The 22,768-nt window shown below is 70.9% G+C and carries 22 protein-coding genes and 1 pseudogene; 12 read left to right on the top strand and 11 right to left on the bottom strand.

Going from position 1 to position 22,768, the window contains the following annotated elements:
- Positions 1-61: 61 nt before the first annotated feature.
- The 4 genes from ABR738_RS06380 (at position 62) to ABR738_RS06365 (ending at position 2,391) form a co-directional block, all read left to right on the top strand.
- Positions 62-223, top strand: a complete 162-nt coding sequence (locus ABR738_RS06380; RefSeq protein WP_161252934.1) for a DUF5670 family protein — start codon at positions 62-64, stop codon at positions 221-223.
- Between the two features lie 256 nt (positions 224-479).
- Positions 480-1,022, top strand: a complete 543-nt coding sequence (locus ABR738_RS06375) for an EF-hand domain-containing protein (protein ID WP_350228991.1) — start codon at positions 480-482, stop codon at positions 1,020-1,022.
- A gap of 203 nt (positions 1,023-1,225) precedes the next feature.
- Complete coding sequence (locus ABR738_RS06370; protein WP_350228990.1) at positions 1,226-1,504, top strand: glutaredoxin domain-containing protein; 279 nt, start codon at positions 1,226-1,228, stop codon at positions 1,502-1,504.
- 161 nt (positions 1,505-1,665) lie between these two features.
- Positions 1,666-2,391, top strand: a complete 726-nt coding sequence (locus tag ABR738_RS06365; protein ID WP_350228989.1) for a 2OG-Fe(II) oxygenase — start codon at positions 1,666-1,668, stop codon at positions 2,389-2,391.
- A gap of 135 nt (positions 2,392-2,526) precedes the next feature.
- Here ABR738_RS06365 and ABR738_RS06360 read toward each other — a convergent pair whose 3' ends face one another.
- Complete coding sequence (locus tag ABR738_RS06360) at positions 2,527-2,919, bottom strand: winged helix-turn-helix transcriptional regulator (RefSeq protein ID WP_350228988.1); 393 nt, start codon at positions 2,917-2,919, stop codon at positions 2,527-2,529.
- 68 nt (positions 2,920-2,987) lie between these two features.
- Here ABR738_RS06360 and ABR738_RS06355 point away from each other — a divergent pair, with 68 nt between their 5' ends.
- Positions 2,988-3,659: a nitroreductase family protein gene (locus tag ABR738_RS06355; RefSeq protein WP_350228987.1), complete on the top strand. Its 672-nt coding sequence runs from the start codon at positions 2,988-2,990 to the stop codon at positions 3,657-3,659.
- 195 nt (positions 3,660-3,854) lie between these two features.
- Here the strand turns inward: ABR738_RS06355 and ABR738_RS06350 are convergent, their stop codons facing one another.
- The 3 genes from ABR738_RS06350 to ABR738_RS06340 form a co-directional block, all read right to left on the bottom strand.
- Positions 3,855-4,265, bottom strand: a complete 411-nt coding sequence (locus tag ABR738_RS06350; RefSeq protein ID WP_350228986.1) for a VOC family protein — start codon at positions 4,263-4,265, stop codon at positions 3,855-3,857.
- Positions 4,266-4,275: 10 nt separating this feature from the next.
- Complete coding sequence (locus ABR738_RS06345) at positions 4,276-4,716, bottom strand: helix-turn-helix transcriptional regulator (RefSeq protein ID WP_350228985.1); 441 nt, start codon at positions 4,714-4,716, stop codon at positions 4,276-4,278.
- Positions 4,717-4,895: 179 nt separating this feature from the next.
- A complete protein-coding gene (locus tag ABR738_RS06340; protein ID WP_350228984.1) occupies positions 4,896-5,996 on the bottom strand; it encodes a mechanosensitive ion channel family protein in 1,101 nt (366 codons plus the stop codon).
- A gap of 475 nt (positions 5,997-6,471) precedes the next feature.
- On the opposite strand from ABR738_RS06340, the gene ABR738_RS06335 reads away from it, so the two are divergent.
- The 3 genes from ABR738_RS06335 (at position 6,472) to ABR738_RS06325 (ending at position 10,638) form a co-directional block, all read left to right on the top strand.
- Positions 6,472-6,678, top strand: a complete 207-nt coding sequence (locus ABR738_RS06335; RefSeq protein ID WP_350228983.1) for a cold shock domain-containing protein — start codon at positions 6,472-6,474, stop codon at positions 6,676-6,678.
- A gap of 166 nt (positions 6,679-6,844) precedes the next feature.
- Positions 6,845-9,064 (top strand): NADP-dependent isocitrate dehydrogenase, encoded by a 2,220-nt coding sequence (locus ABR738_RS06330; protein ID WP_350228982.1) that lies wholly within the window; start codon positions 6,845-6,847, stop codon positions 9,062-9,064.
- 323 nt (positions 9,065-9,387) lie between these two features.
- The gene (locus ABR738_RS06325; protein WP_350234449.1) at positions 9,388-10,638 is read left to right on the top strand and encodes a cytochrome P450; all 1,251 of its coding nucleotides are present in this window, start codon (positions 9,388-9,390) and stop codon (positions 10,636-10,638) included.
- A 55-nt stretch (positions 10,639-10,693) separates the two neighbouring features.
- On the opposite strand, the gene ABR738_RS06320 is transcribed toward ABR738_RS06325, so the two are convergent.
- Positions 10,694-12,175: a hydrolase gene (locus ABR738_RS06320; RefSeq protein ID WP_350228981.1), complete on the bottom strand. Its 1,482-nt coding sequence runs from the start codon at positions 12,173-12,175 to the stop codon at positions 10,694-10,696.
- A 265-nt stretch (positions 12,176-12,440) separates the two neighbouring features.
- Between ABR738_RS06320 and ABR738_RS06315 the strand changes: the two genes are divergently transcribed.
- Positions 12,441-13,148: a class I SAM-dependent methyltransferase gene (locus tag ABR738_RS06315; protein WP_350228980.1), complete on the top strand. Its 708-nt coding sequence runs from the start codon at positions 12,441-12,443 to the stop codon at positions 13,146-13,148.
- 81 nt (positions 13,149-13,229) lie between these two features.
- Here the strand turns inward: ABR738_RS06315 and ABR738_RS06310 are convergent, their stop codons facing one another.
- Entirely contained in the window at positions 13,230-14,903 is a 1,674-nt protein-coding gene (locus tag ABR738_RS06310) for an NPCBM/NEW2 domain-containing protein (RefSeq protein ID WP_502964038.1), read from the bottom strand.
- Between the two features lie 130 nt (positions 14,904-15,033).
- Here ABR738_RS06310 and ABR738_RS06305 point away from each other — a divergent pair, with 130 nt between their 5' ends.
- Together ABR738_RS06305 and ABR738_RS06300 are read left to right on the top strand one after the other, a co-directional pair.
- Entirely contained in the window at positions 15,034-16,623 is a 1,590-nt protein-coding gene (locus tag ABR738_RS06305; protein ID WP_350228979.1) for an FMN-binding glutamate synthase family protein, read from the top strand.
- 86 nt (positions 16,624-16,709) lie between these two features.
- A complete protein-coding gene (locus ABR738_RS06300) occupies positions 16,710-17,609 on the top strand; it encodes an alpha/beta hydrolase (RefSeq protein WP_350228978.1) in 900 nt (299 codons plus the stop codon).
- 102 nt (positions 17,610-17,711) lie between these two features.
- Here the strand turns inward: ABR738_RS06300 and ABR738_RS06295 are convergent, their stop codons facing one another.
- Complete coding sequence (locus ABR738_RS06295) at positions 17,712-18,185, bottom strand: NUDIX hydrolase (protein WP_350228977.1); 474 nt, start codon at positions 18,183-18,185, stop codon at positions 17,712-17,714.
- A gap of 115 nt (positions 18,186-18,300) precedes the next feature.
- On the opposite strand from ABR738_RS06295, the gene ABR738_RS06290 reads away from it, so the two are divergent.
- Complete coding sequence (locus tag ABR738_RS06290) at positions 18,301-18,786, top strand: DUF6328 family protein (RefSeq protein ID WP_350228976.1); 486 nt, start codon at positions 18,301-18,303, stop codon at positions 18,784-18,786.
- A gap of 39 nt (positions 18,787-18,825) precedes the next feature.
- Here ABR738_RS06290 and ABR738_RS06285 read toward each other — a convergent pair whose 3' ends face one another.
- The 4 genes and pseudogenes from ABR738_RS06285 to ABR738_RS06270 form a co-directional block, all read right to left on the bottom strand.
- The gene (locus tag ABR738_RS06285; RefSeq protein WP_350228975.1) at positions 18,826-19,230 is read right to left on the bottom strand and encodes a VOC family protein; all 405 of its coding nucleotides are present in this window, start codon (positions 19,228-19,230) and stop codon (positions 18,826-18,828) included.
- Positions 19,231-19,271: 41 nt separating this feature from the next.
- Positions 19,272-19,706 (bottom strand): MarR family winged helix-turn-helix transcriptional regulator, encoded by a 435-nt coding sequence (locus tag ABR738_RS06280; protein ID WP_350228974.1) that lies wholly within the window; start codon positions 19,704-19,706, stop codon positions 19,272-19,274.
- A gap of 328 nt (positions 19,707-20,034) precedes the next feature.
- Positions 20,035-20,556, bottom strand: a pseudogene (locus ABR738_RS06275) (PadR family transcriptional regulator); the annotation flags it as partial.
- Positions 20,557-20,612: 56 nt separating this feature from the next.
- Positions 20,613-22,634, bottom strand: a complete 2,022-nt coding sequence (locus tag ABR738_RS06270) for an NADPH-dependent 2,4-dienoyl-CoA reductase (RefSeq protein ID WP_350228973.1) — start codon at positions 22,632-22,634, stop codon at positions 20,613-20,615.
- Positions 22,635-22,768: the final 134 nt, after the last annotated feature.

Raw genomic sequence — 22,768 nt, 5'->3', positions numbered from 1 at the left:
GGCGTCGAGAGTGTGTGGGCGCACAATCGCGGGGCATCCGGTGCCTTGGAGGTTGATAACTATGGTTCCCCTGCTTCTCGTTCTTCTGCTGGCCCTGATCCTTTTCGGCGCGGGATTCGCGCTGAAGGCGCTGTGGTGGATCGCGGTGATCGTGCTGGTCGTATGGCTGGTGGGATTCATCGCCCGTCCCAAGGGAGGTAGTGGCCGCTGGTATCGCTGGTAGCCGCACGACGCAGGCGTCTTCCGACGCAGGTGCCCCATGCCGCAAGAACGCGGTGTGGGGCCCCTGCGCGTGGCGGCGCGAAATCCGCAGACCCCCGCACAGAGGGCGAAAGAAATTCGGGCCCGGGGTCCAATGCGGCCGAATTCACGGGGAGGGGGACAGCTGTTTGTACGCGCACATGTGCCCGTGGGACCGGAAGGCGTACCCGCCTATAGTGGCCGCTGTTTCGCCGGTTCGGTGCAGAGGGAGGCCGCACATGGCCAGTGCGTTTCAGGTGCGCAAGCTCCAGGGGATGTTCACCGCGTTCGACGCGGACGGCGACGGTTGTCTGCGCGCGGAGGATTTCACCGCGCTGGTCGCCCGCTGGCGTCGGCTGCCGGCAGTCCGCCCCGGCACGGACCTGGACGCACGCGTGGAATCCCTGATGACGGGCTGGTGGGCGACGCTCCTGGAAGCGGGCGGCCGCCGGGGTGACGGCTCGGTCGACATGGGTGGATTCCTGGACGTCGTGGACCGGTTGCCCACCATGGCGGCGGAGGTCACCGCGACGGCGCGGACCCTGTTCGACGCCGTGGACGCCGACGGCGACGGCCGCATCTCGCCCGAGGAACACCGCACGCTGGTGGAGACCTGGAACGGCCGTCCCGTGGACACGACGGGCCTGTTCGAACTCCCGGATCCGAACGCCGACGGTCATCTCACCCGCGAAGAATTCGCGTCGCTGTGGCAGCAGTTCTGGACGAGCGACGACCCGACGGACCCGGGCAACTGGCTCTGCGGCCGCATCCCCGCCGCCTGAGCGGTGCGACGGGGGTGGGACCGGGGTTGTCCGAAGTTCCGTACGCGGATGCGCCCACGTAACAGGCGTACGAGGACCGTCAGTTGAGGCACGCGCGCGCCTCGTGACCACCCGACGCCGAGCCGCCCCACCCAGCCGGTCCGGCGGGGCTCGTTTATGCTTCGCTCGCCGGGGGTGGAACGGCGTCGACGAGGGGGAGTTCCGTGAGTGGTGACCAAACTGGTGTGGTGCTCTACTGGCGGCCCCTGTGCACCTTCTGCATGAAGCTCCGCTTCCAGTTGCTCTTCAGCCGGCTGCGCTACACCAAGGTGAACATCTGGCGTGACCCGGAGGGCGCCGCGTTCGTCCGGTCGGTGGCGGGCGGGAACGAGACCGTGCCCACGGTGACCGTGGGCGGGCGCCCCCTGGTGAACCCGTCGAAGAAGGAACTGCTGCGCGCGGTCGCGGCCCACGCCCCGGGCTCGATGACCTCGCGCGCCTGATCACCCCGGTGTGACGTCCGGACGGGTACGGACAGCGTGGTGTCCGATTCGCGCCAGCGACGGCCCGGCGCGACCCGCAAGGTGGACGTAGTCGCCGCCTGAGCCGGCGGGGGCGCGCTGCCGAGGCGGCGTCCGGCGGCATGCCGCGAGGAGGTCACACCATGAACGACACCACCCGTTCCGCACTCCGCGACCGCGTGGTCGCCCAGGACTGGAACGCCCTGGCCGGGGAGCTCGACGAACACGGCCACGCGCTGACGGGGCGGCTCCTCACGCCGGACGAGTGCCAGGAGACCGCCGCGCTCTACGACCGGACCGAGCGATTTCGCACCACCGTCGACATGGCCCGCCATCGTTTCGGCTCCGGCCAGTACCGTTACTTCACCCATGAACTCCCGCCGCTCGTCGCCGAGTTGCGCGCCGCCTTCTATCCCTGCCTGCTCCCCGTCGCCCGTGACTGGGCCGCGCGGCTCGGCAGGCCGGCGCCCTGGCCCGATCGGCTCGACGACTGGCTGACGATGTGTCACGACGCGGGCCAGGACCGGTCCGCCCAGATTCTGCTGCGGTACGGGCCGGGTGACTGGAACGCGCTGCACCGGGACGTGTTCGGCGACATGCTGTTCCCGCTCCAGGTCGTCATCGGCCTGGACGCGCCGGGCGCCGACTACAGGGGCGGCGAGTTCCTGATGACCGAGCAGCGCCCACGCGCCCAGAGCCGTGGCTCGGCCACCGTCCTGCCCCAGGGGCACGGCCTGGTCTTCACCACCCGGGACCGGCCCGTCGCGAGCAGGCGAGGCTGGTCGGCGGGCCCGATGCGCCACGGCGTGAGCACCGTACGCTCCGGCCGGCGCCGCACCCTCGGCCTGGTCTTCCACGACGCGGCGTGACGCGCCCTCCCGGGCCGCCCGCTGACGAGGCGCCCCAGCAGCGCCGGGCCCCCGCCACCCCCGGCCCAGTCGACCCGCCCAGACGAACAAGTCCTATGTCGGGGTGGGGAGTCGCCGCGATGAATGCGGAACGAGTCAGTGGGGCTGCGCTTCGGCGATGACGCGGGTTCGGGCCTGTTCGATCTCGTTGATGTGGGTTTCCGTCCATTGCCGGAGCGCGGTGATGGGTTCAGCCAGGCTCCGTCCGAGCGTGGTGAGGTCGTACTCGACACGTGGCGGGATGGTCGGGTGCACCGTACGGGTGACGAAGCCGTCTGCTTCAAGGCGGCGCAGGGTCTGGGTGAGCATCTTCTGTGAGACGCCTTCGATACGTCTGCTCAAGTCGGTGTAGCGCATGGTGCCTTGCAGAAGGGCGTCGACGACCAGGATCGTCCACTTGCCGGCGATGTGGTCGAGGACCTGGCGCGTCGGGCATTTCGCGGAGTAGGCGTCGGCGGGCAGCCCGGAGGAATCCACCACAGTCTTCATGATGGGAGAGTAACGCACAAAAAGGTGCCCTCTTCCGACCGGAGGGTGACTCTCCAATAGTAAGTGACATGACGAACCAGACACTCTCCGTCGCGGACGCGATCCGCACCCGCCGCACCGTGCGCCACTACCGGCCTGATCCGATTCCCGAGGTCGCCCTCTCCGCGCTGCTTGAGCTCGCCGTCGAAGCACCCACCAGTTGGAACCTCCAGGACCGGTCGATCGTCGTCGTGACCGGCGACGAGGGACGTGCAGGGCTCGCCTGGGCCACCGGCGGACAGCCGCAACCGCGGGAAGCTCCCGTGGTCCTGGTCTTCGTCGCTGAGCCGCAGTCCTGGCGCGATGACCACAGCGACATCTACGACCAGGCCCGGCGGGCCGGGGCATGGAGCGACGACTTCGTCACCATGTTCTCCGCGGCATCGACAGCCTTCCAGGAGGACCTCGACCAGCGCGGCCTGCTCCGCGAATACGCGGTCAAGGACGCGATGATCGCCGCCTCGTTCGTGATGCTCGCCGCCACCGAGATGGGCCTGGCCACCTCGCCGATGAACGGCTGGGACGAGGACAAGGTGAAGAAGGTGATCGGGATCGACGGCCGCGACGACCTGGCCATCGCCTTGCTCGTGTCCGTCGGCTACCCGGCGGAGGAACGGCTCCATCCCGGCCGGCGCACCCTGGAGCGCACCGTCTTCTACGAACGGCACACCGCACAACACAGCACCGCTCACCAGGAGTAGGCACTTGCCCAGTCCGCCCCGGGAGCGAGGCACGCAGGGCGTCCAGGATCGTCCAGTGCGGACCGGCTGGACGCCCTCCTCAGGGCAGGCCACCGCGCTTGTCCGATTCCGAGCTCTGGCGCAACCACAAGACCAGCGCCCCGACCATGCGGTCGCTGATCGCATTCGACCGCTGAACACATCGGACTCATCCGTCTAGGCTTTGACCTGCTGCTGGATGCGGATCATGTTGCCGGAGGGGTCGCGGAAGGCGCAGTCGCGGGGGCCCCAGGGCTGGTCGATGGGCTCTTGCAGCACCTCGGCGCCCGAGGCGCGTACCTTCTCGAAGGTCTTGTCGAGGTCGTCCGTCCGGAAGACGAGCGTCGGCAGGACGCCCTTGGTGAGCAGTTCCTGAAGGGCGTCGCCGTCCGCCTGGGACCGGCCCGCGTGTGGCTGCGACAGGACGATCTCGAGGCCGGGCTGGCTCTCGCTGCCGAGCGTGACCCAGCGGTGGCCGCCCGAGGCCACGTCGTTGCGGACGTCGAGGCCGAGCGCGTCACGGTAGAAACCGAGCGATTCGTCCGGGTCATTGACGGTGACATGGCAGTACTGGAGTGCGATGGTCATGCCGTCAACGTTAGGCGCCGGGTTTCTTGCCCGCTTCTCCAGTTCTGCTCGCAGGGCCGCGCGCGGGGCGGGTGCGCACCATGGCCACGCACGCGGGCATCGCGGCCACGGCCTCGTGCTCCCGGCCGCGGTACGCGCTCGGCGTCTCACCCACGATCTCGGTGAACCGGGAGCTGAACGACCCCAGCGACGTACAGCCGACCGCCATGCACGCGTCCGTCACGCTCATTCCCCCACGCAGCAGCGCCATGGCCCGCTCGATCCGGCGGGTCATGAGGTAGCTGTAGGGGGTCTCGCCGTACGTCGCGCGGAACCGCCGCGAGAAGTGGGCCGGCGACATGAGCGCGTGCCGCGCCATGGTCGGTACGTCGAGCGGCTTGGCGTACTCCCGGTCGATGAGGTCCCGCGCTCGGCGCAGGTGCGCGAGATTGGCGAGCTCTTCCGGGGTCATGTCACGACGCTACCACCGGGCCACCGGGCCGTCGGGTCGGGCGGGGAGCGGTCCCGGGGCAGGTGAGCGGCGGTCCCGGGGTCCCGGCACCCCGGCCCGGGCACCCCGGCCCGGGGCGGGTGAGCGGCGGCCCCGGCACCCCGGCCCCGGCATCCTCCGCCCCCGGCCCGGGGCGGGGCTCAGTGCTGGAGGGTGTCGGGGAGCGGTGAGTCGGACGCCTCGCGTTGGTGGGGGAGGCGCGCGGGGACCGGCGGGTCCTGGCGCAGGGAGACCTCCCGGGTCGGCGCGGGGATCGAGATCCCCTCGGCCCGGTACCGCCGGTGGAGACGTTTGATGAACTCGTGCTTGATCCGGTACTGGTCGCTGAACTCCCCGACCCCGAGGATCACCGAGAAGTTGACCCGGGAGTCCGCGAACGTGTGGAAGCGGACGGCGGCCTCGTGCCCGGGCAGCGCGCCCGTGATGTCCGTCATCACGCTGTCGACGACGTCCAGGGTCACCCGCTCCACGTGCTCCAGATCGCACTCGTAGCCGACCCCCACCTGCACCACGATCGTCAACTCCTGTTCGGGGCGCGTGTAGTTGGTCATGTTGGTGCGAGCGAGCCGGGCATTGGGGATGATCACGAGGTTGTTCGACAGATTGCGCACCACGGTGTTGCGCCAGTTGATGTCGACGACATACCCCTCCTCGCCGCCGCTGAGCCGGATGTAGTCACCGGGCTGGACGGTCTTCGAGGCGAGGATGTGCACACCCGCGAAGAGGTTGGCGAGGGTGTCCTGGAGCGCGAGGGCCACCGCGAGGCCGCCGACCCCGAGCGCGGTGAGCAGGGGAGCTATCGAGACGCCGACGGTTTCGAGCGCGACCAGGGCGCCCATCGCGACGACCACGACGCGGGTGATGTTGACGAAGATCGTCGCCGAGCCGGCCACGCCGGTCCGGGACTGCGCGAGGGACTGTACGAGCCCGGCGACGACCCGGGCCACGGTGAAGGTGGTGATCAGGATGATCAGGGCGGTCAGGGTGTGGTTGACGATCCCCGCCACCCGTGCGGTCAGCGGCAGCGCCGAGGCGGCGGCCGCGGCGCCGGCGATCGCGGCCGCCCAGGGCGCGACGGTGCGCAGGGCGTCGACGATGATGTCGTCCCCCCGCCACCGCGTCCTGAGCGCGTGCTTTCCCAGCCATTTCAGCAGGACGCGCAGCAGCAGCCCGGCCGCGACGCCCGCGGCCAGCGCTATGCAGGCCGCCACCCAGTCGTGCAGGACAACGCCTCGGTTCAACGCACACCCTCCGGGCGGCGCGGCAGCGAAGGGCGGGAGCGGGGCGCCGTCGAGGGCCCCGTGTGATGTGTCGTCACCTTGTCACCTGTCAGATCGTCTGTCAGATCGTCGTGCGTGGCGCCCCGTTCGAAGGGCCGCCCCGCGAACGGGCTGCCATCCTGCCCCATGGGGCGCGGCCTCCCCGCAGCCGGTCCCGGCTCCTCGCACGGGCCCGCCGACCCTTCGCGCGGGCCCGCCGACTCCTGGCGCGGGCCCGCCGACTCCTCGCCGGGCGTGACCGGCCCGCGCCGCCCCGTACCGCTGGAGGTATCAAACGCGGGGTGCGACGGTATACGTACGAGCAGGGAGCCCGTTCGGCTCCCGAGCGGCGGTCCGCGCCCGTCCAGGCACCGGTGGACCCGGCCGGTTCCCCGTCCGTGACCCGGCCCCGACCCCCCCGACCGGTCGCATGAACGATCACGCGAGGAGTGAGGCAATGAGCGAGAGGTGCGACGGAATCGTTCAGTACTTCGACCGTGAGAAGGGTTACGGCTTCGTCGTGCCGTTCGGGCAGCACGACGCCATCCACGTGCGCCGTGAGGACATCGAGGGCGAGACGCAGACGCTGTCCGAGGGACAGCAGGTCTCCTTCGTGATCGAACTCGGAGTGGGCCGCTTCGAGGCCCGTGCCGTACGTCCCTGAGGGTCGGGGCCCGGCGGCAGCGGGCGCCGGGCGTGCTCCTGGCCCCGGCGGGCGGGCGCGCGGAGGGCGCGGAGGGCGCCCCGGGGCCGGGGTCCCGTCATGAGCCCGGACGATCAGGAGATATCTTGATGTCGAGCAATGTTGCAGACGTGGAGCGGAGCACCCGGTGACTGACTCGACCATCATCTACACCCACACTGACGAGGCGCCCGCCCTGGCGACGCATTCGTTCCTGCCCGTGATCCAGGCGTACGCCTCGACCGCGGGCGTCACTGTGGAGACCCGTGACATCTCCCTCGCGGGGCGCATCATCGCGAGCTTCCCCGAATTCCTCGAGGAGAGCCAGCGGATCGACGACGCGCTCGCCGAGCTCGGTGAGCTGGCCAAGACGCCCGGCGCGAACATCATCAAGCTGCCGAACGTGTCGGCCTCCATCCCTCAGCTCAAGGCGGCCGTCGCCGAGCTTCAGAGCCAGGGCTACGCCCTCCCGGACTACCCGGACGACCCGAAGAGCGACCAGGACAGGGACGTCCGCGCGCGCTACGACAAGATCAAGGGCAGCGCCGTCAACCCGGTCCTGCGCGAGGGCAACTCCGACCGCCGCGCCCCCGCGTCGGTCAAGAACTACGCCAAGGCCCACCCGCACCGCATGGGCAAGTGGACCGCCGACTCCAAGACGAACGTCGCCACCATGGGCGTGGACGACTTCCGGTCCACCGAGAAGTCCGCGGTCATCGCCGCCGACGACACGCTGCGCATCGAGCTGGTGGCCGACAACGGCACCACCACCGTGCTGCGCGAGTCCGTACCGGTCCTCGCCGGTGAGGTCGTCGACGCCTCCGTGCTGCGCGTCGCCGTGCTGCGCGAATTCCTCACGGAGCAGATCGCCCGCGCCAAGGCCGAGGGCGTGCTCTTCTCCGTGCACCTGAAGGCCACGATGATGAAGGTCTCCGACCCGATCATCTTCGGCCACGTGGTGCGCGCCTTCTTCCCCAAGACGTTCGCGAAGTACGGCCAGGTGTTCGCCGCCGCGGGTCTGACCCCGAACGACGGCCTCGGCGGCATCTACAAGGGCCTGGAGTCGCTGCCCGAGGGCGCCGAGATCAAGGCGTCCTTCGACGCCGAGCTCGCCGAGGGCCCGGAGCTCGCCATGGTCGACTCCGACCGCGGCATCACCAACCTGCACGTCCCTTCCGACGTCATCGTCGACGCCTCCATGCCGGCCATGATCCGTACCTCGGGCCACATGTGGAACCGCGAGGGCGCCGAGGCCGACACCCTGGCCGTGCTGCCCGACAGCAGCTACGCCGGTGTCTACCAGGCCGTGATCGAGGACTGCCGGGCCAACGGCGCCTACGACCCCTCGACCATGGGCTCCGTGCCGAACGTCGGCCTCATGGCGCAGAAGGCCGAGGAGTACGGCTCGCACGACAAGACCTTCGAGATCCCGGCCACCGGCACGGTGCGCCTGGTGGACGCCGCGGGCAACGTGGTCCTGGAGCAGACGGTCGCCGAGGGCGACATCTTCCGCGCCTGCCAGACCAAGGACGCCCCGATCAAGGACTGGGTCAAGCTCGCCGTCACGCGCGCCCGCGCCACCGGTGACCCGGCCGTCTTCTGGCTGGACGAGGGCCGCGCCCACGACGCCCAGCTCATCGCGAAGGTCAAGCAGTACCTGGGCGAGCACGACACCGAGGGCCTTGACATCCAGATCCTCAACCCGGTCGACGCCACCAAGCTGTCCGTGGAGCGCATCCGCCGCGGCGAGAACACCATCTCCGTCACCGGCAACGTGCTGCGCGACTACCTGACCGACCTCTTCCCGATCCTGGAGCTGGGCACCAGCGCCAAGATGCTCTCGGTGGTCCCGCTGATGAACGGCGGCGGCCTCTTCGAGACGGGCGCCGGCGGCTCCGCGCCCAAGCACGTCCAGCAGCTGGTCAAGGAGAACTACCTGCGCTGGGACAGCCTGGGCGAATTCCTCGCGCTCGCGGTCAGCTTCGAGCACCTGGCGACCACCACGGGCAACGCGCGCGCCCAGATCCTCGCCGACACCCTGGACCGCGCCACGGGCACCTTCCTCAACGAGGACAAGTCGCCCAGCCGCAAGCTGGGTGGCATCGACAACCGCGGCAGCCACTTCTACCTGGCCCTGTACTGGGCGCAGGAGCTGGCCAAGCAGACCGAGGACGCGCAGCTCGCCGAGGCGTTCTCGGCGCTGGCCAAGACGCTGACCGAGCAGGAGTCGGTCATCGTCGACGAGCTCATCGCGGTGCAGGGCTCGCCGGTCGAGATCGGCGGCTACTACCAGCCGGACGCCGCCAAGGCGACCGAGGTCATGCGCCCTTCGGCCACCTTCAACCAGGCCATCGCCTCCCTCGCCTGACGGCAACTCCCCTGGGAAATCGCCCAGTTGAGCGGACCGCCGCCCCGACCGGACCTCCTCCGGCCGGGGCGGCGGCGTACATCGGGGCCTGAAAACGCCCCCGCCGCCGGCCGAAACCGGCCCCCGTCAGACGTCGCCCGTCAGCACGTAAGAGGAAGCGGAAACACCGCTCCCGGCGCACAGCGCGTGTGAGCTGAGTCCCTGCCGGATCCACAGCGCCCACGGGCCACTTATCCTGAGCCACCCGGTCGTACCCGGTGTCCTGGCCGCACAACCTGTCCTTGGAGTCCGCCTTGAGGGTAAATCTCCGTTCCCGAGTCACCATGTGGCTCGGGCGCACCTACCTTGCCAGGATCCAGAAGCGTGGTATCGGTCCCGGCACGATCTCGCTGCTGCCCGACGCGCTGCTCATGCCGCTGCGCCGGGACGGTCTCGACCCGGTCCCCGAACTGACCACGAGGCAGGCCGACGAGCCCGTCACCAAGGTCGCGCTGCCGTTCGGGATGGACGCCTGGGTGGTGACCGGCCATGACGCCGTCAAGGCAGTCCTCGGCTCCCCCGACGGGTTCAGCAACGACTTCACCCACCTCGCGGGCAACGCGGGCGTCGTCGAGGAGCAGCACCCCGGCGGGCTCGGATTCAGCGATCCGCCGGTGCACACCCGGCTGCGCCGCATCCTGACGCCCGAGTTCACCATGCGCAGACTTCGCCGCCTGACCCCGCGCATCGACGCCCTCGTCGAGGAACGGCTCGACATGATGGAGGCGGCGGACGGCGTCGTCGACCTGGTCGAGGCGTTCGCACTGCCCATACCCTCGCTGACCATATGCGAGCTCCTGGGCGTGCCCTACGAGGACCGGCACGACTTCCAGCAGCTCGCCATGGAACGCTTCGACCTGTTCGCCGGGGCGACCGCGCCGCTCGGCGCCATGTCCGCGTCGCTGTCGTATTTCCGGGACGTGGTCAAGAAGCAGCGCGAGAACCCGGGCGACGGCCTGATCGGCATGATCGTCAAGGAGCACGGCGACAGCGTCGGCGACGACGAACTCGCGGGGCTCGCCGACGGCGTCCTGACCGGCGGGTTCGAGACCACCGCCAGCATGCTGGCGCTCGGCTCGCTGGTCCTGCTCCAGGACCCCGACGCCTTCGCGCGCATAGCCCACGACGAGGCGGCGGCCGCGACCTTCGTCGAGGAGGCGCTGCGCTACCTCACCGTCGTCCAGTTGGCCTTCCCGCGCTTCGCCCGCGAGGACGTCGAGGTCGCGGGCGTACGCATACCCAAGGGCGACATGGTGCTCTGCTCGCTCAGCGGCGCCAACCGCGACGCCGCCTTCACCGAGGACGGCGGCCGCTTCGACCCGCACCGCAGGGCGAGCGGCCATCTCGCCTTCGGCTACGGCATCCACCGCTGCATCGGCGCCGAACTGGCCCGCATGGAACTGCGCGCCGCCTTCCCCGCCCTGGTCCGCCGCTTCCCGAACATGCGCCTGGCGGTACCCGCGCAGGACCTCGCCTTCCGCAAGCTGTCGATCGTGTACGGGATCGAATCGCTGCCGGTACGCCCGCGCGGCTGACCAGGACCGCCCGGGCCGTGACCCGGGCGGCGCGAACCCCGCACATCCTGACCGGTCAGCTCACGGTGAGCGCGGTGTCGTCGAGGACGAACGACGTCTGGAGCTTGGAGCCCTCGGTGGCGGTGAACTTGAGCGTCACCGTCTGCCCCGCGTAGGCGCCGAGGTCGAAGGCGCGCGGCGCGTAGCCGCTCGCCGCGTTCAGGTTGGAGTACGTGGCGAGGGTGGCAAGGACCGATCCGCTCGCGTTCACGACCTGGACCTTGAGCGTGTCGTAGGCCATGGTGCCGGTCGTCTCGGCGGTGTCGGTGTGCAGCTGGAAGCCGAACTGGGCGGCGCAGCCGGAGGGGATCGTCACCGGCTGGGCGAGGGTGTCGGTGTGGGCGGTCCCCTTGCCGCCGAGCCAGGCCTTGTAGGCGCCGGTGCGCGCGGGCTCGCCCGCGCTGGTGTTGATGATCCCGCTGCTCGCCGTCCAGCCCGAACTCCCCGATTCGAAGCCCGGGTTGGCGAGCAGCTGGGCCGGGGCGCACGGCGTGGTGCCGCCGCCTCCGCTGCCGCCGGCCGCGCCGGACAGCCACGCGGTGGCGTTCAGGGCGAGGGCCGCGTCGGTGCCTGCCGGGTCGTCCCAGCCGTCGTAGAGCGTGTTGCCAGACTGGCCGGTGCCGTCGTCGATGGGCGAGCTGTCGCCCCAGAAGGCGACGCGGCCGCTGCCGAAGGTGCTGGTGGCGAAGAACGCCCCGGTGGTGCCGGAGGAACCGGTGCGGTACACCTCGCCCTTGGCTGCGGGGTTGTCGGCGGGCTTGAGCGTCACCGTGGTCCCGTTGCGGATGATGCTGCCCGTCACCTTGCCGAACGAGCCGTTGAGGACCGGGTCGGCGGTGTCGTCGATGGCGCGCGGGTTGTCGGTGGCGATGTTGAGCGAGTCCACCGAGAACCCGAACGGGTCGGTGCTGTCGACGCTGTTGTTGGACATCAGGTCGTTGATGACCTTCACCGCGTCCGCGCCGTCGTTGTTGCGGTCCGAGCCGGTGTGGTCGGAGATCAGGAAGAGTCCGCCGCCGTTCTGCACGAACCGCATCACCGCGGTCTTCTCGGCCGCGCTCAGCAGGACGTTGGGCTCGGGCATGACGAAGGTGTCGAAGTTCTTCAGGTCGAGCGGCGACGACGTGCCGTAGGTGATCGTGTTGCCCGACGGCAGCGTCTTGAGGGCGTAGTCGCCGGTCTTCTGGAGCGCCACGCCCCACGAGGACAGGGCGCCGGTCCAGTCCTTCTCGGTGGCGGGGGACGGGTTCTGGCCCAGCGGATCCGGCTGGCTCGTGCTGATGATCCAGTCGGCGTTGCCCGCGGTCTCCGCCTTGGAGTTGTCGAACAGCACCCGGTGCTGGGCGGTGACGGCGGCGTGGGCCGCCGTGGCGTGCGGGGTGGTGTGCGGGGTGGCGGCCTGGGCGGCCGTGCCACCGGCGACGACGAGCGCGCCCAGTGCGGTCAGGGCGCCTGCGGTCCTTCGGCGCGAGCGGCCGGAACGTATGGCTCCGAGCATCCTGCGTACCTCCATCAAGGGTGGGGGAGAGGTGGTGGGGACACCAAGTCTGCGCGCGTAGAACGTCGTTGTACGGACACTCATACGGCGCGCGATTGAACCGTACATGGCGAAAACGCGTCGCGGCAGGGGCTTGACCGAGGCTGAACCGAGGCTTGAGTGGCGCGAAAGGGGCGCGCGCTCGCCCGCCGCCCACCCCCCGATGCCCGTTGCCGGCGCCGAAGGCGCCGCCGCGGGCGCCGAGCGGCGGCTACGCTGAGCGGCCATGTTCGCTCCTCAAGGCCCCACCTTCAGGGAACTCGCCGTCCAGGCGCTGTCGTCCGTCGAGCACGGCTACGACCTCCTGGCGCCCAAGTTCGACCGCACGCCCTTCCGTACGCCAAAAGCGTTCCTGGACTCCGTCGCGTCCGTGCTCGCCGGGCTCGGGCCCTTCAGCCGGGGCCTTGACCTGTGCTGCGGCACCGGCGCGGGACTCGACGTGCTGGGCGCCGTGTGCCGGGAGGGCGTCACCGGCGTGGACATCAGCGCCGGGATGCTCGCCGTCGCCGCCCGCGCGCATCCAGGAGCGGAGCTGATCCGGGCCGACGCGCGGGCGCTGCCCCTGCGCGCCGCGTTCGATCTCGCCGTCAGTTTCGGGGCGTTCGGCCACTTCCTGCCCGAGGAGCGCCCCGGCCTGTTCGCCCAGGTGTACGCGGCGCTGCGGCCGGGCGGCACGTTCGCCTTCCCCGTGGTGGCGCCGGCCAGGCCCGGCAGCCTCGGGCACCTCACGCTGCTCGGGTTCGACACGGCGATGCGGGTGCGCAACGCGCTGTGGCACCCGCCGTTCGTCATGTACTACCGGGGGTTCGCGCTGGCGGACGTCACCCGGGAACTCGGCGCCGCGGGCTTCCGGGTGGACCTGTACGCACTGGAAGACCTCGGCCGGCGCCCGGACGGCAGCCCGCGCGCCCGGCTCGTGGTGGCCGTTAAGTAGGGCGGCGACCACGGCGGACGAGCACGGCGGGCGGGGCGCGCGGGTTTCGGCGGGCCCCGCAACGCACGGCTCAACCGGCCATCACGAGCAGGTCAGTTGAGGGCCGGCCCAGTCCGCGTGGTCGTAGTCGATGCCGTCGCTACCATCCGTCACGACCAGTTTCAGCTCCTCGGCGCCGGTCAGGTCGGCGGTGAGCGTCCTGGCGGCGTCCGCGCCGGTGACCCGGCCGCTGTCGGCGGCCAGTGCCCCGTCGCGGTAGACCCGGAAGTCGACCGACCCCCGCGCGCCCACTTCGTCGTCCACGCCGACGCTCGTCGTGAACGTGGTGCAGCCGCCGCCGAGGTGGTACGTCACCGTGGACGCCGCGTGGACACCCAGGCCCTTGGCGAAGGCGGCCCCGTCGAGGGTGAGGGTCGTGCCGTCACCCGTGCCCTGTTCGCCGTTGCTGCGGTCGTGCTCGACGGGCCCCCAGCCGTTGACGGCCGACGTCCACGGCAGGTCGCTGAGCTGGTGGAGCCCGCCCGTCGGCGGCACCGGGGCGCCGGGGGTGACCCGGTACATGACCGTGCCGTGCGCCGGCACCGACGCGCTGATGGCCCCCGTGGTGGCGGCGGTGCGGTGGGACCACAGGTCCTTGAGGCGGTAGGAGGACGCGCCGCCGAGCCCGATGGCCTGCACGGTGGTGGAGACCGTCCGCGCGGAGCCGTTCTCATTGGTGAGGGTCACCGAACGGCCGCCGTCCGCAAGGGGTTTGGTCATCACGACCAGGCCGCCCGAGCTGGAGACCACCGTGCCCTGACCGCCGAGGGGATCCTGGTCGACGGCGATGACGTCGGTGTTCTTCAGGATCGCGAGGGTGGCCGCGCTCGGGGCGCGCAGGTCGCTGCCGATGAGGAGCGGGGCCGCCATCTGCGACCACAGGCTGAAGTGGGTGCGGTACTCGGTGTCGGTCATGCCGCCGTTGCCGACCTCCAGCATGTCCGGGTCGTTCCAGCCGCCGGGGCCCGCGTAACGGGCGAGCGACTGGTTCTGGTGCGCGATGTTGATCATGCTCGACCAGGAGTCGCTGATGTCGCCCGTGGTGCGCCACGAGTTGCCGGTGCCAGAGGCCCAGGTCCACGGCTGGTTCTGGCCCCACTCGCAGATGCTGTAGAGGATGGGCCGGCCGGTGGCCTTGAGCGCTTCGCCCATCGCCCGGTAGCGCTGCCCGGCGTCGACGCCGTCGTTGTTGCAGTTGTCGTACTTCAGGTAGTCGACGCCCCAGGACGCCCACAGCTCGGCGTCCTGGCGCTCATGGCCGAGACCGCCGGGGAAGCCCTGGGCGTCACAGGTCTTGGTGCCCGCGCTGGAGTACAGACCGAATTTGAGCCCCTTGGCGTGCACATAGTTCGCGACCGCCTTGATGCCGTGGGGGAAGCGCACCGGGTCGGGCACGAGGTTTCCGGCGGCGTCGCGCTCCGGCAGCGCCCAGCAGTCGTCGATGTTGACGTAGGTGTAGCCGACGTCCTTGAGGCCCTTGGCGACGAACGCGTCCGCGATGCCCTCGACCATCGACTCGTTGAATTCGGCGCGGCAATGGGTCGAGTTCCAGTTGTTGAATCCCATCTGCGGGGTACGCGCCAGACCGTTGTCGACGGCCACCGCCCGAGGGGCGGCCACGACGTCCATGGCGGCCGTCACACCGCCCGTGATGAGAGCGAGGGTAGTCAGGCAGACCAGCAGACGGCGTCTGAAACTGTGCGGTTCGGCAGTCATGTGCGGCTCCGGTGGGGGTCATTGGCGCACAAACGAACGGTGTCGAACGAAAGCAACCACATCCCAGCGGCCGGGCCCGTGCATGTCAAGAGCAGGAACGCCGTGTCGGGCAAGTGAGGAGAGACGACAAGTGAAGCGCATCGGCCTGGTGGCCGCCCTCGTGGTGTTCGCGGCGGCCGCCGTGGCCCTCGCCGTGACGGCGGGCTCCTGGTGGTGGCTCGCCGCCGCCCCTCTGCTCGCCCTGGCCGCGACCGGAACGTACGACCTCGTACAGCGCCGCCACTCCGTGCTGCGCAACTACCCCGTCCTCGGGCACGCGCGGTTCCTCCTGGAGGCGATCCGCCCCGAGACGCAGCAGTACTTCATCGAGCGCGACTACGACGGCCGCCCCTTCGACCGCGACACCCGCTCCACCGTCTACGAGCGGGCCAAGGGCACCGCCGACCAGGCCCCCTTCGGCACCGAACTCGACGTCTACCAGCCGGGCTATGAGTTCTTCGCGCACTCGGTCGCGCCGCGCCCCGTGCCGGACCGGCCCGCCACGGTCCGGGTCGGCGGCCCCGGCTGCGCCAAGCCGTACGACATGGCCCTTCTGAACGTGTCGGCGATGAGCTTCGGCTCGCTGTCCGCGCCCGCCATCCTCGCCCTCAACCGGGGCGCCAAGGAGGGCGGGTTCGCGCACGACACCGGTGAAGGCGGCATCTCGGACCACCATCTGCGGTACGGCGGCGACCTGATCTGGGAGATCGGCACCGCGTACTTCGGCTGCCGCACCCCCGAAGGCGGTTTCGATCCCGACGAGTTCGCCCGCAAGGCCGCCACCGACAGCGTCCGCTGCGTCTCGCTGAAGCTGTCCCAGGGCGCCAAGCCCGGCAAAGGCGGCGTACTGCCGGGGGCCAAGGTGACCGCGGAGATCGCCCGGGTACGCGAGGTGCCCGAGGGCAAGACCGTCATCTCGCCCAACCACCACGAGGTGTTCTCCACCCCGCGCGAACTCATCCGCTTCATCGCCCGCATGCGCGACCTGGCCGGCGGCAAGCCCACCGGGTTCAAACTGTGCGTCGGCAGCCGCCGTGACGTCCTCGCCCTGTGCAAGGCGATGCTGGAGGAGGACATCACCCCCGACTTCATCGTGGTCGACGGCGCCGAGGGCGGTACCGGCGCCGCCCCGATGGAATTCGCCGACCATGTGGGCACGCCCCTGACCGACGGCCTCTCCATCGTCCACAACGCCCTCGTCGGCGCCGGCCTGCGCGACCGGGTGCGCATCGGCGCGAGCGGCAAGGTCGCCACCGGCGCCGACATCGTCAAACGTCTCATCCAGGGCGCCGACTACACCAACGCCGCCCGCGCCATGATGTTCGCCGTCGGCTGCCTCCAGACCCAGCGCTGCCACACCAACCACTGTCCCGTCGGTGTCGCCACCCAGGACCCGGAGCGCAGCCGGGCCCTGGACGTCGAGGACAAGTACCGCCGCGTCCAGCGCTTCCAGGAGGCCACCGTGCACAGCGCCATGGAGATCATGGCCTCGCTCGGCGTGAGCGACCCGGCCGAGCTGCGCCCCCATATGCTGCGCCGCCGCACCTCCCACCACGCGGTCGCCTCCTACGCCGAGCTCTACACCTGGCTCGAGCCGGGCCAGTTGCTCTCCTCGGCCGCGCTCCCCGAGGAATGGGCCGAGCCGTGGAAGAACAGCGACCCGGACTCCTTCAGCGCCTGAGGCGGTCCGGTCCGCCACTCCAGGGGCCCCGGCCGGCGTCCGTCCGTGATCGGCTTGACTGTACGCGGACGGAAGGGGATTCCCGCATGACCGAGACCACGACACCATCCGCGCCGGCCCGCTCCACCGGGGTGTGCCGCATCACGCTGGACGCGGACGGCACCACCTTGTCCGGGCTCCTGAGCGAACCAGCCCAACTCCCGCCCCGCGCCGTCGTGGTGGCCCTGCACGGCGGAGGCATCACCTCGGGCTACTTCGACGGCCAGGCACACCCCGACGTCTCCCTGCTGACCCTCGGCGCCGCCCTCGGGTTCACGGTGCTCGCCCTCGACCGCCCCGGCTACGGCGCGTCCGCCGGCCGCCACCCGGGGGGACTGCCGCTGGACGGGCAGGCCGCGGCCGTGCGCGCCGGCCTCACGGAGTTCGCCGCGCGGCACGCCACGGGCGCGGGCTACTTCCTCCTCGGCCACTCCTGGGGCGGCCTGCTCACCCTGACGCTGGCCGCCGACGCCGAACTCGCCGCATCCTGCGTGGGGTTGGAGGTGTCGGGGTGCGGCCGCCGCCTGGCCCCCGAGCCCGAAGGGGACGACCAGGACCGCGACCTGCTCCTCATGCTGCGCAACTGGGGCCCTCGGGAGCTCTATCCGCCGGGCACGATGTTCACCGCACAGGCGGATCTCGCGCCGATGCCGGTGCGCGAACTGGCCGCGGTGATCGCCTGGACCCGCCGGTGCGACGACGTGCTGGCGCGCATACGGATCCCGGCCCGTGTGACGTTCGCCGAGCACGAGGCATGGTGGGCCCAGAGCGACGACGACCTCGCCGCTCTCGCGTCCCGGCTGGGCGCGGCGCCCCGGGTGGTCGTCGACCGCCAGCCCGACGCCGGGCACAACGTCAGCCTCGGCCGGACCGCCCGCGCCTACCACCTCAAGGTGCTCGGCTTCTTGGAGGAGTGCCTGAACGAGAGAGGGGCGGGAAAGCCCTGATGCGGGTCGGATTGACCGCTCAAGACTCAGGAGCGGGCTGAACGACGCGCGGGCAAAGGAGAGCGGGCGACTCCTGCACGATCAGGGCGCGTTGGGGCGACTTCACGCCTCATCGGCCAGACGCAGGACGAGACGGTCGAGGAAGGCCTGCTGGCCCTGGACGAGCAGGGGCGCCGCCACCTCGGGTGCCAGCCAGGCGAAGCGGTCCATCTCGGGGAAGACGCGCATCGTGCCCGAGCGCCGGGGCCACTCCATGGTGAACGTGCCGGGCACCGCGTCGGCCGGATCCAGATCGCCTTCGACGGCCCACACGGTCACGGTCTTGCCGCCGCGCTGCACGATGTCGCCCAGCGCGATGAGCGTCCCCTCGGGGGCCGGAAGACCCAGCTCCTCCGCGAACTCCCGCCGCGCCGCCGCCTCGGGACGCTCCTCGGCCTCGTACTCTCCCTTGGGCACCGACCAGGCCCCCGCCTCACGGCCCGCGAAGAACGGGCCGCCCATGTGCCCGACCAGCACCTCGATCCCGTGTCCCGCCCTGCGGTACAGCAGGAGTCCGGCGCTGCGTTTTCCGCCCATGCGGCCAGTGTGAGGGTCCGCCGGGCGTGGCGCCACGGGGCGGTCGGGGCGGTGGGGTTCCCGTTGATATGGATGGGTATCCGCACGGTGGAACGCGAGGTGAGGAGGTGGTGGGATGAGGGATCCGGGGCGTGACGAGACGGCCGAGGAGCGTGCCGACCGCAAGTGGGGCGATCTCCTCCAGGAGCTGAGGGTCGCCCAGACCGGCGTGCAGATTCTGTTCGGTTTTCTGCTGGCGGTCGTGTTCCAGCAGCGGTTCACCTCGCTGAGCACGACCGACCGGACCATCTACGTGGTGACCGTGGTTCTGGGCGCGGCGACGACCGGCGCGCTGATCGGGCCGGTCTCCTTCCACCGCGTGCTGGCCGGCAAGCGGCTCAAGCCGCAGACGGTCCGGTGGGCCTCCCGGCTCACCGTGGTCGGTCTGGTGCTGCTCCTGTGCACGGTGGCGAGCTCACTGCTGCTGATCCTTCGGGTCGCCCTGCACAGCGTCCTGGCGCCCTGGCTGGTGGGCGTGGTCGTGTGCTGGTTCGTCGGCTGCTGGTTCGTGCTCCCGGCTCTGGCGCGCAGGCACTACCGCGACCGCGACCGGGAGGAGTGAGGGGCGGTCTGAGGGGCGGTCGAGCAGTGACCGGGGCTCTTAGTTGTCTGACTGCTCCGAGTGCTTGGCGGAGACGGCGAGCGTGAAGGAGTGCCCGGCGGGGTCGGCGTAGACGCGCTCGTCGCGCGGCCCGTTGTTGTCCTTGGTGTCGACGGGGGTCGCTCCCAGCGTGATCGCCTCGCGCTCGGCCGCGTCCATGTCGCCGTACGCCACGACGATCCGCAGGTGGGCCTGCTGGGAGTCCTCCGGGCGGGGCCAGCTGGGCGGAGCGTAGCCGTGGTCGCGGCGGATCGCCAGGTGGACGCCCTGGCCGCCGACGACCTCGACGAAGTCCGAGTCGCAGCCGGTTTCGATCTCACCGCCGAGCAACTGGGCGTAGAACTCGGCGAGTTCGACCGGTTCGGCACAGTCGAGGACAAGGATGCTGGTCTTGGAAACACTCATACGGGGCGAGTGCCCGCCCGGAGGCTTCACCTAACGGGCCCTCAAGGTGCGTTCTCCGCAAGGCTGTTGTAGCGCAGCAGATACTCCGCGAAGCGGTCCAGGTCCTCGGGGGTCCAGTCGGCGAGCCGGTCGTGGAAGGCCTGGCGGCGCAGCTCCGCCGCCTCCGCGAGCTTGGCGGTGCCCGCCGGGGTCAGCCGGAGCAGCTGGATGCGCTGGTCGTCGGGGTCGCTGACCCGCTCGATGAAACCGAGCCGTTCCAGGCCCGCGATCTGCCGGCTGATGGTCGACTTGTCGAGCATGTAGTAGGCGGCGAGATCGGTGGCCCGGCAGCCCTTCTGGTCCTCCAGATGGGACAGCAGGGTGAACGAGACGAGCGAGAGCTCCGGGTGCATCCGGGCCGCGGCGGCCCGCGCGCGCCGGGCGAACGCCGTCAGCTCGCGCTGGATGGTGACGACCGACTGGTCTCGGCTGAGCACGACTGATCCCCTCTCCGGTCATGAGTTGGTTGTATAATACAACACCAAACAGCTGTCCCGGACCCCGCCGCGCCCCGACGGGCCTCGCTCACCCGGGCGGCGGGTCATCGAGGAGGTCGGCGGGGGTGCCGGGTGCGCCGGGTGCGCCGGGGGCGTCAGGGGTGTCGGGGGAGACAGGGGCGCTGGGGGCGCCGGGTAGGCCGGGTGCGCTGGAGGCGCCAGGAGTGCCGGGGGCGCCGAGGGCGTCAGGGGTGCCGGGTGCACCGGGGGCGACGCGTGCGCCGGGGGTGCCGGGTGCATCGCGTGCGCCGGGGGTGCCAGGCGCGTTGAGGGTGTTGAGCGCTTCGGTCAGCCAGGTGGCCCAGAACGTCTCCAGTGCGATGCCGCCGCGCAGCACCAGATGCCGCAGGCGGTCCTGCTCGCTGTCCCGCTCCGGCGGGAAGTCCTTCGTCTCGATCGCCTGATATGTCGTCAACTGGCCTTGGTGCAGGCCGAGATGGCGCTCCAGCTCGGCCCGCAGACCATCCGTCCCGATCACCGCCGCCGCGCGCACGCGCAGCAGCAACGGGTCCCGCAGGGGCTTCGGGTCCTGCCCGGACGCCGCCCACTGGGCGAGTTCGGCCCGGCCCGCCGGCAGCACCTCGTACTCCTTCTTCTGGCCGCGCGCCGGCGCGGCGGGCGCCAGCGCGCGGATGAACCCGGACTGCTCCAGTTTGCCCAGCTCGCGATAGATCTGCTGGTGCGTGGCCGACCAGAAGTAGCCGATCGACTTGTCGAAACGGCGCGTCAGCTCAAGCCCGGACGAGGGCTTTTCGAGCAGTGCGGTCAAGATCGCGTGCGGGAGGGACATGACCGCATCCTAGGTTCGCGGCCGCGCCGGCTGACCGCGCCGGCCGGCCACACCGCTCAGAGCGCGGCGGCCAGCCGGGTGCCCTGGTCGATGGCGCGCTTGGCGTCCAGCTCGGCGGCCACGTCGGCGCCGCCGATCAGGTGGACCGTCGCGCCCGCCGCGCTCAGCTCCTCGTACAGGCCGCGCCGCGGCTCCTGGCCCGCGCACAGCACGACCGTGTCGACGGGCAGCACCGAGGACTGCCCGTCCACGGTGATGTGCAGGCCCTCGTCGTCGATCCGGTCGTAGCGCACGCCCGGGACCATGGTCACGCCCCGGTGCTTCAGCTCAGTGCGGTGGATCCAGCCCGTGGTCTTGCCGAGCCCCGCGCCGACCTTCGTGGTCTTGCGCTGGAGCAGGTGGACCTGGCGCGGCGGCTTGGGCCGCTCGGCCCCGCGCAGCCCGCCGCGCCCGGCGTACGTGGTGTCGACGCCCCACTGGCGGAAGTACGTCTGCGCGTCAAGGCTCGCCGCGTCGCCGCCGTCGGTGAGGTATTCCGCGACGTCGAAACCGATGCCGCCCGCGCCGACGACCGCGACCCGCTCGCCCACCGGCGCCCCGTCCCGCAGGACGTCGAGGTAGCTGACGACGCTCGGGTGGTCCGAGCCGGGGATCTCCGGGGTTCGCGGGGTGACGCCGGTGGCGACGACGATCTCGTCGTACGAGCCGTCCCTCAGGTCCGCCGCGCGCACCTCGGTGTTCAACCGCACGTCCACACCGCGCAGTTCGAGCTGCGTACGGAAGTAGCGCAGCGTCTCCTCGAACTCCTCCTTGCCGGGCACCCGCCGGGCGATGTCGAGCTGACCGCCGATGCGGTCGGCGGCGTCGAAGAGGGTGACCGCGTGGCCGCGGCCGGCCGCCGCGACGGCGAAGGCGAGGCCGGCCGGGCCCGCGCCGACCACGGCGAGGCGCTTGCGCAGCTTGGTGGGGGAGAGCACGAGCTCGGTCTCGTGGCAGGCGCGCGGGTTGACCAGGCAGGAGGTGATCTTCCCGCTGAAGGTGTGGTCGAGGCATGCCTGGTTGCACCCGATGCAGGTGTTGATGGTCTCGGAGCGCCCCGCGCTCGCCTTGGCGACGAACTCCGGGTCGGCGAGGAAGGGGCGCGCCATCGACACCATGTCCGCGCGGCCCTCGGCGAGCAACTGCTCGGCCACCTCAGGGGTGTTGATGCGGTTGCTGGTGATCAGCGGGATCGACACCGACCCCATCAGCTTCTTGGTGACCCAGGTGTACGCGCCGCGGGGCACCGAGGTCGCGATGGTGGGAATGCGGGCCTCGTGCCAGCCGATGCCGGTGTTGATGAGCGTGGCTCCGGCCGCCTCGACGGCGCGGGCCAGGGTGACGACTTCCTCCAGGGTCGAGCCGCCGGGCACCAGGTCCAGCATCGAGAGCCGGTAGATGATGATGAAGCCGTCGCCAAGGCGCTCGCGGGTGCGGCGCACGATCTCGACCGGGAAGCGCGTCCGGTTGTCGTACGAGCCGCCCCAGCGGTCGGTGCGGTGGTTGGTGGCGCCCGCGATGAACTCGTTGATCAGATAGCCCTCGGAGCCCATGATCTCGACGCCGTCGTAACCGGCGGACTTGGCGAGCTCGGCGGCGCGCACGAAGTCCTCGACGGTGTTCTCGACCTCGTCGTCGCTCAGTGCGTTCGGCACGAAGGGGCTGATCGGCGCCTGGAGCGCGCTCGGAGCGACCAGATCCTCGTGGTAGGCGTACCGGCCGAAGTGCAGGATCTGCATCGCGATCCGGCCGCCCTCGCGGTGTACCGCCTCGGTGACGGTGCGGTGCTGCGCGGCCTCCGCCTCGGTGGTGAGCCGGGCGCCGCCGGGGTAGGGGCGGCCCGCGTCGTTCGGGGCGATGCCGCCGGTGACGATGAGGCCGACGCCGCCGCGTGCCCGCTCCGCGTAGAACGCGGCCATCCGCTCGAACCCGTTCTCGGCCTCTTCGAGCCCGACGTGCATCGAACCCATCAGCACCCGGTTGGGCAGCGTGGTGAACCCGAGGTCCAGGGGGCTCAGCAGGTGGGGGTACGCGGTCATGGGGGCGCCTCCGGGTGGGGTGTCGTCACCCCCGTTGTAGACCAGCCGGGACCCCTTATGCAACAAGTTGCATAACACTGAGGCGCCCCTCACACGGCCCGCGCTCCCGCCCTGGGGACGGCCGTCGAGGACGA

The sequence above is a fragment of the Streptomyces sp. Edi4 genome, assembly GCF_040253615.1.
Classification (GTDB): Bacteria; Actinomycetota; Actinomycetes; order Streptomycetales; family Streptomycetaceae; genus Streptomyces.
Note: the sequence above shows the minus strand (reverse complement) of the source record. Positions and strands in the feature narration are given on the sequence as shown.